Annotated in this window: 13 protein-coding genes; 6 read left to right on the top strand and 7 right to left on the bottom strand. The window is 48.7% G+C overall.

Going from position 1 to position 13,795, the window contains the following annotated elements:
* Positions 1-408 precede the first annotated feature (408 nt).
* From ACIDITHRIX25_RS76910 to ACIDITHRIX25_RS76890, 5 genes are all read right to left on the bottom strand, one after another.
* Entirely contained in the window at positions 409-1,209 is an 801-nt protein-coding gene (locus ACIDITHRIX25_RS76910) for an ABC transporter ATP-binding protein (protein ID WP_200891286.1), read from the bottom strand.
* The gene (locus ACIDITHRIX25_RS76905; RefSeq protein ID WP_052606443.1) at positions 1,202-2,005 is read right to left on the bottom strand and encodes an ABC transporter permease; all 804 of its coding nucleotides are present in this window, start codon (positions 2,003-2,005) and stop codon (positions 1,202-1,204) included. Before ACIDITHRIX25_RS76905 ends, ACIDITHRIX25_RS76910 begins: the two co-directional genes overlap by 8 nt.
* The gene (locus ACIDITHRIX25_RS76900) at positions 2,002-2,835 is read right to left on the bottom strand and encodes an ABC transporter permease (RefSeq protein WP_201733073.1); all 834 of its coding nucleotides are present in this window, start codon (positions 2,833-2,835) and stop codon (positions 2,002-2,004) included. Before ACIDITHRIX25_RS76900 ends, ACIDITHRIX25_RS76905 begins: the two co-directional genes overlap by 4 nt.
* Positions 2,836-2,866: 31 nt before the next feature.
* Positions 2,867-3,889 (bottom strand): ABC transporter substrate-binding protein, encoded by a 1,023-nt coding sequence (locus ACIDITHRIX25_RS76895; RefSeq protein ID WP_201733072.1) that lies wholly within the window; start codon positions 3,887-3,889, stop codon positions 2,867-2,869.
* Between the two features lie 152 nt (positions 3,890-4,041).
* A complete protein-coding gene (locus ACIDITHRIX25_RS76890) occupies positions 4,042-4,914 on the bottom strand; it encodes a fumarylacetoacetate hydrolase family protein (RefSeq protein ID WP_052606440.1) in 873 nt (290 codons plus the stop codon).
* A gap of 306 nt (positions 4,915-5,220) precedes the next feature.
* Here ACIDITHRIX25_RS76890 and ACIDITHRIX25_RS76885 point away from each other — a divergent pair, with 306 nt between their 5' ends.
* From ACIDITHRIX25_RS76885 to ACIDITHRIX25_RS76865, 5 genes are all read left to right on the top strand, one after another.
* Positions 5,221-5,997: an SDR family NAD(P)-dependent oxidoreductase gene (locus ACIDITHRIX25_RS76885; protein ID WP_201733071.1), complete on the top strand. Its 777-nt coding sequence runs from the start codon at positions 5,221-5,223 to the stop codon at positions 5,995-5,997.
* Positions 5,998-6,103: 106 nt separating this feature from the next.
* On the top strand, positions 6,104-6,919 hold the full coding sequence (locus tag ACIDITHRIX25_RS76880; RefSeq protein WP_052606438.1) for an SDR family NAD(P)-dependent oxidoreductase: 816 nt from the start codon (positions 6,104-6,106) through the stop codon (positions 6,917-6,919).
* Positions 6,920-6,925: 6 nt separating this feature from the next.
* The gene (locus ACIDITHRIX25_RS76875) at positions 6,926-7,801 is read left to right on the top strand and encodes a fumarylacetoacetate hydrolase family protein (RefSeq protein ID WP_052606448.1); all 876 of its coding nucleotides are present in this window, start codon (positions 6,926-6,928) and stop codon (positions 7,799-7,801) included.
* On the top strand, positions 7,798-8,367 hold the full coding sequence (locus tag ACIDITHRIX25_RS76870) for a carboxymuconolactone decarboxylase family protein (protein ID WP_052606437.1): 570 nt from the start codon (positions 7,798-7,800) through the stop codon (positions 8,365-8,367). Before ACIDITHRIX25_RS76875 ends, ACIDITHRIX25_RS76870 begins: the two co-directional genes overlap by 4 nt.
* A gap of 262 nt (positions 8,368-8,629) precedes the next feature.
* Positions 8,630-9,484, top strand: coding sequence for an IclR family transcriptional regulator (locus tag ACIDITHRIX25_RS76865; protein WP_201733070.1), 855 nt, complete (start codon positions 8,630-8,632; stop codon positions 9,482-9,484).
* 381 nt (positions 9,485-9,865) lie between these two features.
* Here ACIDITHRIX25_RS76865 and ACIDITHRIX25_RS000000104400 read toward each other — a convergent pair whose 3' ends face one another.
* Both ACIDITHRIX25_RS000000104400 and ACIDITHRIX25_RS76860 read right to left on the bottom strand, forming a co-directional pair.
* The gene (locus ACIDITHRIX25_RS000000104400; protein ID WP_407071689.1) at positions 9,866-9,946 is read right to left on the bottom strand and encodes an SEC-C metal-binding domain-containing protein; all 81 of its coding nucleotides are present in this window, start codon (positions 9,944-9,946) and stop codon (positions 9,866-9,868) included.
* 318 nt (positions 9,947-10,264) lie between these two features.
* Entirely contained in the window at positions 10,265-11,440 is a 1,176-nt protein-coding gene (locus tag ACIDITHRIX25_RS76860; protein WP_249685728.1) for an acyl-CoA dehydrogenase family protein, read from the bottom strand.
* A gap of 680 nt (positions 11,441-12,120) precedes the next feature.
* Here ACIDITHRIX25_RS76860 and ACIDITHRIX25_RS76855 point away from each other — a divergent pair.
* A complete protein-coding gene (locus ACIDITHRIX25_RS76855; protein ID WP_052606433.1) occupies positions 12,121-13,578 on the top strand; it encodes an amidase in 1,458 nt (485 codons plus the stop codon).
* The last annotated feature ends 217 nt before the right edge of the window (positions 13,579-13,795 follow it).

Here is a 13,795-nt window from a genome sequence, read left to right as displayed (position 1 = left end):
CTTGAGGCAATTGAGACCTTTGCAGTTGCTTTGTAAGCTGTTTTCAGAGCTGTTCTCGGATGAGGGTTTTGCCAAGTTGTATTCTGGCTGAACTCCGAATCGCCTACAAAGCGACTTCATAAAATGAACTTTGAGTATTCCACAGCTTGTGACTTCGAGTGACAGTTAATTCCGAAGTGTCGCTCTGCCCCCAATGGGGCTAACGGTTCGTTGGCTGTAGCCATTTTTTAGAGCCGAAAATTAAACCATCGAGGTGCGATAAATATGGTCGAAGCGATCCGTGTTAAAGAAATGATAGAATCTGCGGTGTTATAAATTTGATAAAGATGTTTGAACGACCCTTATGACAGGTATGACTGATTCCCTCGGTGAAGTACGTTGTTATGAGTTCTCCTAAGGAATCTCACTTCAGATTAGCTCTTTGCCCTGGACGCTTTGACGCCCAGCTTCTTCCACTTTTTCGAGGACTTCGGCAGCCAGTTCTACGAAGCGTTTGCTCTGTTTTGTCTCGAAATGTGAGCGAGGACGTTCTAGATCTATTTTGATCTCAGCCAAAACGGTTGACGGTCTTGCTGAAAGCACCAATACTCGATCGCTCAAGTAAACCGCCTCTCCGACATCGTGGGTGACCATGAGGGCTGAGAAGGTCGAACTATCCCATAGCTTTTGAACCACATCCTCTAAGTGGTTTCGGGTCAACGCATCCACCGAGGCAAAGGGCTCGTCCATCATTAATATCTGTGGATCTGAAACCATAGCACGAGCTAGTGCCGCCCTTTGTTGCATGCCGCCAGATAGTTCCCATGGATAGCGAGTTTCAAAGCCACTCAATCCCACTTGCGCTAGGGCTTTTGTGACTCGCTCCGACCGCTCATGACTCGAACAATCACGGGCTCCCATTGCCACATTTTTAAAAATGCTAAGCCACGGAAATAGACTTTTGTTGTACTCTTGAAAGACGATCGCGAGGCCTTTGGGAACCTCGGTAACTGGCATTTGATTAAATACCACCGTGCCGCCATTTGGCGGGCGTAGACCAGATGCCGCACGTAAAAGTGTAGTTTTGCCGCTGCCGGATGGCCCAACGATACTCACAAACTCGTGTGGAGCTAGTTCTAGACTTACATCGCGGGTAATCTCGTTCAAGGATCCATCGCGACTTTGAATCGATACTCGAAGGTTTCGAATACTTAAAATTGAATTAGACATCGAACGAGCCTCCTAAGGTGCCTCTTTGCCATGACAGTAATCGGCGTTCAAATGATAAAAATAGTGTGTCGAAGATCCACCCGAGGCACCCCAGTACGATCACTCCACCGTAGGATCCTTTGATGTTGAAAGACTGTTGCGCGTTGGCAATGAAATAACCGATTCCGGATCCACCTCCTAGCATTTCGGCAACGACCATTACGGCAAGTGAGACGCTTAGGGCTATACGAAGGCCGGCGAATATTTGTGGGCTAGCCGCGGGAAGAACAACCCTCCAAAATAGAGTTCTACCTCGGAGTCCGTAAGTCGTGGCTGTATCGATCATGGTGGGTTCTATCGTTGAGGTCCCATTGGCCGTATTGATCAAGATCGGCCAAATAGCCGCAGAGACGATAGTAGCCACTACCATCCGACCGTTGATCCCGAAGATTACAATTGCGATAGGCACCAAAAGAGGAGTGGGTAGAGACCGCATAAAATCCACTACTGCAGAGGTCCAGTCTCTGACCACCTCATAATGGCCTATGATCATTCCTGCTGTTATGCCTATGATTACACTGATTAGAAAGCCGACCGCGGTACGTTCTAGCGAAGGAATTATGTCCACCCTCAGGGCTGAACTAGTTACAACTTTCCAAGCAGCGACCAATGATGCAATAAAGGTTGGAAACACGCTGGTGTGAAGGGTCACGGCCAGCAATTGCCAGAGGGCAGCCACAATGACCAAACCGAGCCATCCCACCGCTAGACGAGAGAGTTTTCTCTGTCTTGTTTGGTTTTGCTTTCTAGATATCATGCGTTGGTTCTAATTCCTTGAGTTCTCCAGGGGATAAATCGATCGATTATCCAGGCGAAGAGTCTGCTAATTCCCCAACCGAGTAGACCTCCCATGATGATTCCCCCAAACATCACCGAGGGTTCATTACCTTGTTGAGCTAGGAGAATGAACTCGCCCAGCCCTCCGGTTCCTCCGACGAGTTCGACTGACACCGTGACCACTAAGGCGAGGCTGATTGCTACTTGGATACCACTTGCGATCATCGGGCTAGCTGATGGCAGAACCACTCGATAGAGGAGGTTGAGTTTTTTTAGTCCTAATACCGCCGCTGTTTCGAGGACGGTGTTATCTACCTGACGAACACCCACTCTCGTGTTTATGAATACAGGCCAAAAAGCCGCGAAGGAGACCAATCCTGCGGTCATTCTAACTCCGAGTCCTGCAATTAGAATTGCGATTGGAATGAGCGCGAGTGAGGGCAGCGGTCGCATCATTCTCACGATCGTCTCCGTGGCGGCATCGGCGATTTGCGAACGTCCAACCAAAGTGCCTATTAGGATCCCGGCAACTACGGCAACTGATATACCTAGAGCCCAAGCTTCTAGTGTTGCAACCAATGCTGTGGCAAGGGCTGTCATATGAGATGTAATGCCACCCAAAGTTGCCAGTGGTGTAACTAGCGCGTTACTATTTACGGCTCCAGTTGCACTTGATAACTCCCAAAGCGCCAGCGCGACCAAGATGCCGCCAATTTGACGAACTGTGCGACGCTGACGAGGCGTAAGGCGCGCTCGAGGAAGCTCAAGAGGCCTTTCGCTTTGATCAGGCGCAAACCGCACTTGATTCACACTGTCCTCCAAGTCCAATCCCTATTCAGCGTCATTTGTTTGCTCCCGACCAGACCAGTTGGCTATTGGAGACGTTCGATGTAATCCAACCAAGCTTTTTCATCAGTTGCTCTTGCCCTTGAACGCTGCTTGAAGTGATGGTCGAACTCCAAACCGGCAGCTTCATATTATTGGCAACCGTGCTTGGGATGCTCGAATAGGTTGGAATTATAGCGCGAGCGGCGCTTGGGTTCTCGGCCGCATAGTTGAGCGACTGGTTTATCGCGGTTACGAATCGCTTTACTACTCCTGGATTTGAAGATATCTCTGCCGCACTTGTGAAGTAACCCGAGACGAGCATCCCCGGTTGCTCGCCTTCGAATAGCGGTGAAAGTAGTTTTCCTCCATGGGCGGCTATCGATGCCACGAAGGGCTCTACCTCGGTTACCGCTTGGACTTGCCCAGCGGCCAGCGCTGATACCATTGTCGGAAATGACAGGACTACGACATGTACTGAGGATGGATTTACACCATTTTTGAGGAGGACGCTATCTAGGGCTAGTTCATTTTCACCCTGTAGAGCATTTGACGCTATTGTTTTGCCCGCCAGACCGGCTATTGAAGTAATGCCACTATTTGCATTTACCAAGATGCCAGACCATGCATTGGTGGAGTTGGAAGCCGCGAAGTCTCCGGCAGCCACGAACCTTAACGCTATTCCGTGTGCGTTTGCGAGAATTAGATTCGCCGTAGCGCCGTATCCAAATTGCAGTGATCCACCTACTACGGCTGAGGCTACAGCGGCTCCGCCTTGTAAAGCATGAGGGACCACAGTTAGTTTTTGTTTGGCAAAGAATCCTTCCTTGATTCCGATATATAGGGGTGCCACGTCTGCTATAGGGAGGACTCCCACATTAATGGTTGCCGGTGCAATGGTTGTGCTTGTCTTCGCGGATGCGCTTGTGGTATTTGTAGATGACGTTGAACTTCCACAAGCAGCCGCAATTAGGCCAAAGGTTGCGAGCGAGGAAGCAGCTGTTATAGAGCGGCGGTTGATGTTTTTGAATATTTTCACTTTCTAGATCCCCCATTGATTGTTTTGACAGCTATACATTAGGTAGTACGAAGTAGCGGTGATTTCTTTTATTGGACCAAGCGATGCTGGTGATTCGATGGTTCAATAAAATATAAAAATACGGTGCGTTTTTGAGGCGCTCGGGTGGTGGGCTACATCCATATATCCGCTGGTGGCGGTTCTTGGCCATATTTTTGCATCCACGAGATGATCGGAGATCGAAGAACTCCGAGTTTTTCGATCTCCGCTTCGACTATATCGCCGGGTTGTAGATAGTTTGAGAAGGGATCGTCGGTACTAGCGGCCACACCGGCGATTGTTCCAGTAGAGATTAGATCCCCCGGACTATAGATCTGTGGTGAGTGGTATGCGACCAACTGAGCGATTGAGACCGACATATGAGAAGTGTTTGACTTTTGTCTAACTTGACCGTTGACTCGAAGCTCCATATCAAGGTCGTGAGGATCGCCTACCTCGTCTGGGGTGACGATCCATGGACCAATCGGGCAAAAAGTATCGATTGCCTTTGAGAATGAAAAGACGCCAGATTTCATTTCGCGCCGTTGAATATCTCTTGCTGTGATGTCGTTGAAGATCATGTAACCGGCAATGTGGTCTAGGGCCTGTTCGGCTGAGAAGAACTTGCCACCCTTGCCAATGACCATCACCATCTCTAGTTCGTAATCGAGTTCGTTTGTCAGTTGACTTGGGTAGACCACTGGCTCGTCGGGACCAATAATTGCGTCTACATTCTGGAAGAAGACGATTCCTTTATTGACAGGATGGGACCAGTTAACACGCTCTAGGTCCTGATGATGCTCTATGAAGTTTCCGGCGGTGTGAAAGAATTTTTTTGGTACGATTGGTGCGCGGAGGCGCACGCTCGAAAGTGGGAGTCTTTCTCCGGTCTCTCGAACGGCGCTGTCGCGTTCGAAATATTCACGCATGGATGAACAGTCCAACTCTACAACGGTCTCCCCATCTAACTTACCGACTCTCCCGGAATCAAATGTAACTAGTTTCATTCCGCCCCTCCTTGATAGTTTTATACAGTGAAAGTCACTTTTACTTATTCAAACAATACCAGTCATACTTTTGGCTGTCAAGTAGTTTTCCTAGCAACTATTGGTATTTGGAACTATGGCCTTTGCGTTCGGAGCGCTCGGTGTTTATCAATGCTTACAATTCAAGCCTCTGGCTAATTCTCCGGTTTGCTCGTCGGGAAAATTTTAATTCTTAATCATCCCGACTTTAGTTGACAACTTCGATCGAACGTGTAATAATGAAAGTCACTTTTACTATATGAAACTCAGAACGAAAGAGGATCCTCTATGAACGGTGAAATCGAGCCAGAGACTTCGTCATCTTGGCTTGGACTGGATGGTCGAGGAGTATTGATTGCTGGGGCCGGAGGTATTGGGTCGGCCTGTGCTAAGGCGTTCATAGGTGGCGGCGCAAGGATTGTTTTAGTGGATCAAGACCAAGCCAGACTGGAGGCGACGACGAAGGAGATCCATGGTCCCTGTAAGGCGATCGTCGCTGATTTATCGGTGGCTACTAGTGCTCGAATGGCAGTCAAACAGGCCACTGAAGTTTTGGGCGAGATCGATATATTCATTCATTGCGTAGGAATTAACCAAAGAAAGCCGGTTTTGGATGTTAGCGAGGATGATTGGACCAAAGTCCTAAGGATCAATTTAGATAGCGCTTTTTGGCTTGCACAGTCTGTTGGTAGGTCGATGGTGGAGCGGGGTTTCGGGAGAATCATCATTCTTTCATCGGTTTCGGGACTTCTAGCACACCCCGACCATGCTCCCTATGCAGCAAGCAAAGGGGCGATAAACCAGATGATGAGGGTAATGGCGCGGGAATGGGCTCCATTTGGGGTGACTGTAAATGCGATTGCACCGGGTTACACAGAGACGGATCTTACCATGGATTATCTTGAGCGAGATGGTAATAGGGCCAAGCTCCAAAAGATGGTTCCAGCTGGAAGGTTGGGGACGACTCAGGAGCTAACTGGACCAGCACTCTTTTTAGCGTCGCCACACTCGTCGTTTATTACGGGTCACGTACTTTATGTGGATGGTGGAAGGACACTGGTATGAGTAGTCGTCTTTTGCGACTAGACGCGGCATTATTTTCACTAGAGTTTCCACTCCAGCGTCCCGGGTGGAGAGATTTTAGTGAACTGGAGATTTACAAGGAGTTTTGATGAATATTGATCAACGGGCGCAAAGTCTCAGCTTCCCACAAGCGATCTACCCTCGTTTTAGTAAAAAGTGGGTGATGGTGACAGGGGCTGGAACGGGCTTTGGAGCAACGTTAGCTCAGCGAGCAGCCGCCGAGGGTGCAAATGTAGTTATTCACTTTAACTCCTCTGGCGCAGGCGCAAAGAGGACACTAGAGGCGGTAGAGAAATATGGAAGAAAAGCGTTTCTGATTCAGTCAGATCTCCGAAATTGGAATCAGACTAAGGAGATGTGTGCCGAAGTTTGGGAGCGGACCGGTGGCTTGGATGTCCTAGTCAACAATGTTGGTGACATTGCGACTGATCAGATGTCTTGGAGAGATATTACCGAAGACGTCGTAGATCGGGTGTTGGCGGTTGACATTAAAGGCACGTTACTGATGATTTCGGAAAATGGGCAAAGAATGCTAGAGCGAGGTCGAGGCTCTATCGTCAATATCGCTTCAACTGTGGTGGTCCGTGGAAGCCCTCGGGCGCCTCAATATGCTGCCGGAAAGTATGGCATCATCGGTCTTACAAAGTCTTATGCGGCTGCCTTTGCACCAACGGTGCGTGTAAATGCATTTGGACCGGGATTTATGGAGACTGAATCGACCATTACTAGGGAAGATTGGAATAACGGGCGGCGTGAGAGGGTGCTATCTCAGACCCCTATGGGTAGAGTTCCACTGCCTGAGGAGCTGGCTGCGGCAGCTTTATGGCTCGCCACCGACGACGCGAGTCACATGACGGGCAACTTTATTATGTGCGATGGCGGCTATTCGATGATTGGGGCATAGTTGGAGATGGGTCGACATGTCAGATTAGCAAATCTTTCAGGTAGAGCAACTTTGCTTTTTGATCAGGGCTACAGCGATGTAGCAACGTTGAGCAAGGGTCGCTTTAGCTCCGATCCTCAGAACTTGTTTGAGGTTTGGCGGGACTTTGAAGAATGGATGGATCAAGCTCAACCTCAGAAAGATGGCTCGCCGGAAATCTCCCTTCTGGGAACGCCCACGCCACGTCCTGGCCAGATCTTTGCTATTGGCCTAAATTATCGAAGTCATGCTAATGAGGCGGGTTACGACCGAAGTGGTCTTCCGCAAGTCTTTACGAAGTTCCCTAGCTCCATAGCTGGACCATATACCAAAGTGCAAGTGGTCACTCCTCGTCTCGATTGGGAGATAGAACTTGTGGTTGTGATGGCACGCAATGGACGGCGGATCAAAGAGGAGGACGCCTGGTCTTATGTCGCGGGGTTGATGGTTGGCCAAGATCTATCGGCTAGAGATGTGCAACTCAGTGGTTCTTCTCCACAGTGGAGTTTGGGAAAGTCATTTGAACATTTCGGTCCAGTGGGGCCATCTATTACCTTAGCGTCAAAGCTACTAAATCGCGATGATCTCATTCTCGAAGGTCGATTGAACCAAGTACTAGTTCAGCGGGCAAGAAGTTCGGAGATGATTTGGTCGGTATCAGAGTTGATCGGCCGTCTTTCGAGCGTCTGTGAATTAAGAGCCGGTGACTTGATTTTCACAGGTACACCATCAGGGGTGGGAAACCGCATGGACCCACCTAGGTATCTAAAGGCAGGAGATAGGCTTTCGAGCACGATAGGTGATTTAGGTGAGATCGTGTCAGACTTTGTGGAACCCACCGAAGCTAGGGAGGGAGCTGGATGAGCCAACGAGGCGGTAGTCGTATTGCTAAATTTACGCGAGAGGTTTTAGATCCAGATCAGCAAGCACTTTACGACGAGATAGCATTTGGGGTGCGATCCAAGGGGATTCAGCGTTTTCCTCTTTTAGATATAGATGGAGCACTAGAGGGGCCCTTTAATGCGATGCTATTGGCACCTAAGGTAGGAGCTGCCCTTTCGCAGGTTGGCTCAGCGATTCGTTACTCTACTAGCCTCTCAGATAGAGTTCGTGAGGCAGCAATTTTGATGGTGGCAGCCAGGTGGGACTGTGACTTTGAGCGCCGTTCGCATGAGCCCATTGCTGTTGATGTTGGTCTCACCTCGGAAGATATTGCCGCGATCTTTTCAGGTGGCCTTCCTGCGGCTGAGACACAGGCGGAGGCTACAGCCTTTAGAATCGGTGCTTTACTCGTGGGCGAAGGCGATTTGGACGATGATGACTTTGAGCAATGCCTAATTGACCTCGGTGAGAGGGCAATCTTTGAACTTTCGAGTCTGATTGGTTATTATCAGACTCTCGCGCTTCAACTTCGAATTTTCAGAGTATGACTGTGACCCCCATCTTGTGATCGGTCCTTTTGGATTGACCAAAGATAGATGGCAATCTGTGAACTAGATGCTTTAAGGGTAGGTTTGAGTTAAGCCGGAGGCTAAAAATTAATTTCTAAGGGATGAGGTAGCATTTATTCGAACGAAATAGATATGGTGGATCTTATTGGTTCAATATCAATTTGATTATGATGGCAAACTCGAGAATCGTAATCGTATTCTAGGAATCGATTTCTGATTCCCCAAGCAGTAAAGCGCAGTAATGGAGCACTCGACGATACCAGAAGAAAATGACAAATATAAGATCGATGATTCTAAAGTTGATGGCACCAAGTCACAGCCACGTTCCTATCGCGTTGAAGCCCTTGCTAAGGGGTTGCGACTCCTTTCGTTTTTTACTGCGGAGACACCGACCCTTCGTGTCAAGGAACTAGTGGAATTAAGCGGGATTCCCATGCCCACCACATTTCGGCTTGTTGCGACCCTAGAAGAAGAGGGTTACCTTGAACGAACGATAGATGGTCAGGTCCGGCCAGGGACTAGTGTCCTGGCGCTCGGTTTCGCAGCGGTGCAGGGTATGGACCTTGTGCAGACTTCCGATCCCAACATGCGAGATTTACACGCTAGGACTGCTGAAACGGTCAATCTCGGGGTGTTATATAGTGATCAGGTGCTCTTTGTTGCGCGGATACCACGGCGTGACGGGGTTCTTTCGGATGCCATTCGGGTTGGTTCGACGGTGCCTGCGGTCTTTAGTTCAATTGGCAAAGTTATTTTGGCCGGCATGTCAGAGGATGAACTTCATAGAACCATCTCGCAGACCTCTTTTGCTGGTCGTTGGGGACCCAATGCTGTTAGAACGATGGACGAGCTTCTTGAGCAGCTTTCATCGGCTCGAAGCGATGGCTACCTTCTCCAGCAAGAGTCGGCAATTCCGGGATTGTCTTCTATTGCAGCGCCGATACGTCAGAGCGGAAAGGGTATAGTTGCTGCGATCAATGTAGCGGTTCCCACTGCAGAATATACTCGCAAGAAGTTGCTTGATAAGATACTTGAGCCCCTTCTTGTGGCTTCAAGGGAGATTACTTTGCGACTTGGAGGAAGTATTCAATATTGAATGGTCTAAGAGATGACGCCTTTAAATTGCGCTATTTCGAGATTTGAATGTCATTGAACTGTCGCTGTTACGGATTCTATTTTGGAGTCGATAGACATTAACGAATAGATCGACCTCGGTGAAATGATTGAAGCTTTGAAAGGCGAACAATTGGGGACCGGATAGGATTGGGCGAAGTTTGCGATAGCCCGTGCTGTTTTTGTTCTGGAATTTGCATCTTATGAGCGGCTTTTAACTTTGAACGCAGGTTTTCATTCAAACTCTTGCGAAGCATGAGGGCGAAGTCGCCGATTGCGATTCGGATAACGAGACGATTTTCTTTGTCCGCTATGGACCTTGGTTCGTTAGCTGTCGTTGATCGCAGTATTCACTAGTTCTTGGCTAGTTAATTCTCCTAGAGGCGCAGCACCCCTTGAACTTCTTGCCACTTCCACAGGAACACAAATCGTTTCTTTTGGCCATTTTGAAGGTGGTTCTTAGCCCTATTTCCCGTTCGCCGAGGTTCTCGATGTGTAGGTGCACGGGTTTCGATTTCCGCTTTAGCTTTACCATTTCGCGGTATTAAGGCAGGATATGGCTATAGTAGGACAGATATAGCCTCCACGGAGGTAATTGAGGCCGACTTGACCCTTTTAGGTGGCTGTGGTGAACCGATCCTTGGGATAAGCCGGCCTCGTGTTCCTCTGATTCTTGCCCCGTAAACTTGATTAATATTCTATACCCCTAGGTGCCAACTCTATTGTCCCCTAGGGTTTGCGGCTATCTCCGTAGTGTTGTATTTTACCTAAATGCACCTAGTCCAGTTAGGGCTTCACCCACAACTAGAGTATGCATTTCGTTGGTACCTTCATAGGTAAAGACCGATTCGAGATTGCATAAGTGGCGCATAACTGGATACTCTAAGGTAATCCCGTTTGCGCCAAGTATGCTGCGGCAATCTCGTGCGATAGCAAGAGCTTCCCGAGCATTGTTTAGCTTTCCTAGGCTAACTTGTTCGCTAGTGGCAAGTCCCTGATCTTTTAATCTACCGACATGGATGGCAAGGAGCATTCCTTTGCCGAGTTCTAGTGTCATGTCGGCATACTTCTTCTGTGTGAGTTGGAAGCCTGCTATCGGTTTGTCGAATTGATCTCGCTCTAAACCGTAGGTTATGGCACTCTCTAGGCAGTCGCGAGCCGCTCCTAATGCACCAAAGAGGATTCCAAAGCGGGCTTCATTCAAACACGTTAGGGGGCCTCTCAGACTGGATACCTCCGGTAATACCGCGCTTGCTGGAAGGCGCAGATTGTCGAATACCAATTCAGAGGTGACGGAAGCCCTTAATGAGAGTTTTTTGTGGATAAGATTTGCGCTAAATCCAGGTGTGTCTGTTGGGACTACAAATCCTCGCACGCCATCATCCGTGCGTGCCCATACGACAGCAACTTTAGCAACCGATCCATTGGTGATCCACATCTTCGATCCATTGAGGATCCAATCTCCGCCGTCTCTTTTGGCATTAGTTCGCATTCCAGATGGGTTTGATCCAAAGTCGGCTTCGGTCAGACCAAAGCAACCGATGATATCGCCGGCAGCCATGCCCGGAAGCCATTGATCCTTTTGTTCGGTCGATCCAAAGGCGTGTATGGCTTTCATGGCGAGCGAGCCTTGAACGCTGACTAACGATCTAAGGCCCGAATCGCCTGCCTCTAATTCAGTGCAGGCAAGACCGTATGAAACCGCGCTAGTTCCAGCGCAACCCCATCCGTCGAGATGCATCCCGAGAACGCCGAGTTCGCCGAGTTCTTTTGCTAACTCGGCGACTGGAAGCTCTCCGGATTCATACCAATCAGCGACTTCTGGTTTGATTCGTTTTTCGACGTATTTTCGGACGGTGTCACGTATCGCGATCTCTTCGGCTGAGAGCATCGAATCTATATTGAATAGATCAAGCGGTTTGATTGGGGTTTTAACCATTTTTGTCCTTCCGATCATTACATGACTTTATGGTTCACGCTGACCAACTTAATTTTCGATCTGCAAGGTCGAAGAGTTCTAGTGAGCTATAGGAGATTGAACTCTGAGTGTTCGTCACCAAGCCCTCCCTTCAAAGAATACACCATCAACCAGAGGTCTAAATTGTCATTTTGTTTCAATTGCCAACTCGATATTTGTTGATATTTTCAAAATTGCTAGAACTCTAGGAAAAATGTCAATTCTTATATTCGCATCTCAATGTTGTGTTGTAGTGCGAGTTACGCATTGCCTACCGATCCAAGGTGCTATTGTAGCGCCTGTAATCTTTTTGTGAGGCGACAGTCGTCCTTGATTCTCAGTCAAATTTGCAACCTCGAATCCTTCGAGTGAAGGTTTTCATTATTAATTGCAATGTTATCAAAAGGGCCGCGCGAGCGGATGGGATTTTGCTTGTGATAAATGATCAGATTTGGCACCATGGGCGTTTATTGTTATTGAGTTTGATCTGGGCAATGTCGCTTTATTTGAGTCTTTAATCTTTTAAATGACCGTGGTTACCGTAGGTCCAGATTTTCCATCCGACTTTGGGTCCAAGAGTTTTTGGCCTTTTGTCAGTTAGTGGTTTATGTCATACTTGGCCATGGTTTTAGCGTTAACCTAATTCCTAGGGATAGAAAAGATTGGACTATGAAGTGATCGATCGAGATTTGTCAAAGTTGGATGCTTGTGGTTTGGCCGAACTCATTCGACTCAAGAAGGTCTCTCCTCTTGAGGCCGTTGATTCCGCTATCGAGGCGGCAGAGGAACTGAATCCTAAGTTGAATGCCATCATCCATCCAAGGTATGAAAAGGCTAGAGCCGAGGCCAAAGGGCAATTGGCGGACGGTCCATTTAGAGGTGTTCCGATTGTACTGAAAGATCTAGGAGCACCGATGGCGGGGGAGCCGTACTATGGTGGTACGACATTTTTGAAGGTGATTGACTTTCGCCCAACGAGTAATTCTTATCTCACCCAGTCATTTTTAGATGCAGGCTTTAACGTAATAGGTCGGACCAACTGTCCCGAGATGGGGACCACGATTACGACTGAGCCACTCTCATATGGCCCCAGTCGCAATCCTTGGAATTTGAATCACTCCACCGGCGGTTCTTCAGGTGGGTCTGCGGCGGCGGTTGCTGCTGGCATAGTTTCCGTGGCGCACGGTAATGACGGTGGAGGATCGATTAGAATCCCGTCGAGTGCTTGTGGGCTCTTCGGATTTAAACCCAGCCGCGGCCGTGTTTCACAAGGTCCCGAGGCCTCCGACTCCTGGGCGGGTGCGGCCATAGATCACGTTCTCACCCGGTCGGTGCGAGACTCAGCTTCCATTCTCGATCTTATCTCGGGTTACCGGCTAGGTGATCCTTATGTGGCTCCGGTCCATGAATCGAGTTTTGCAGATCAGGTTAACAAAGATCCTGGTCGGTTACGTATAGGCTTTGTAACACAGCCTCTTATGGAGGGTTACTTCAGTGATTTGGAATGTGTTCAAAGCGTTTTGGATGCAGCGAAACTCTGTGAATCGCTCGGTCATGAAGTGGTTTCGGCTTACCCCAAAGCACTAGAAGACCCGGCGTATTCGTTTACCTTTGTCACCATGGTAGCTTCATGGGTGGCAAGCGACGTTCTTGCGTGGTCGAATCTTTTGGGTCGGACCATCGATCCATCTGAGTTGGAAGCGGACAATGCACTCTTTTGTCAGGTGGGTATGTCTACGACGGCGCCACAATATCTCAATGCCATTGCATGGCTGAGTGACTATAGACGACGGATCGCCAGTTTCTGGGAGGTTGAGGGTTTTGATATTTTGATTACTCCGACGTTGCCGAAGCTTCCGCCAGAGATTGGATACCTTTGCGAGCCAGGGGTCAGCCAATCCCGGGTACTTGAATATATCCAATTTACTGGGCAGTTTAACGTTGCTGGAAATCCAGCAGCTTCGATTCCGTTTGCCACTTCAACTTCTGGATTGCCGATCGGTGTTCAACTTGTGGGCGCATATGGAAGAGAAGGAACGCTCCTTCGTCTGTGTGGTCAATTTGAGGAAGCGATTCAGTGGATGGATAGGTATCCCTCGGTACATGCCTCAAATGGGTGAGTCTATCCACCAAGCTATTTTCGCATCTATATTGCTTCATACCTGGTCGATACGCTCAGGGGTTTAATGCGAGTGATAGGAGTTGATGAGTTCAACGGATCAGATAGGAGATCTAACAGGTAACAGTCGACCAGGTGAAAAAGGAAGTTACAAAAGGGAGATGGACGACGGGTACTACTTAACCGGTCCTCTCCCTTTTGTCTATGTTGTTTTTTTT

The sequence above is a fragment of the Acidithrix sp. C25 genome (assembly GCF_904848545.2).
Note: the sequence above shows the minus strand (reverse complement) of the source record. Positions and strands in the feature narration are given on the sequence as shown.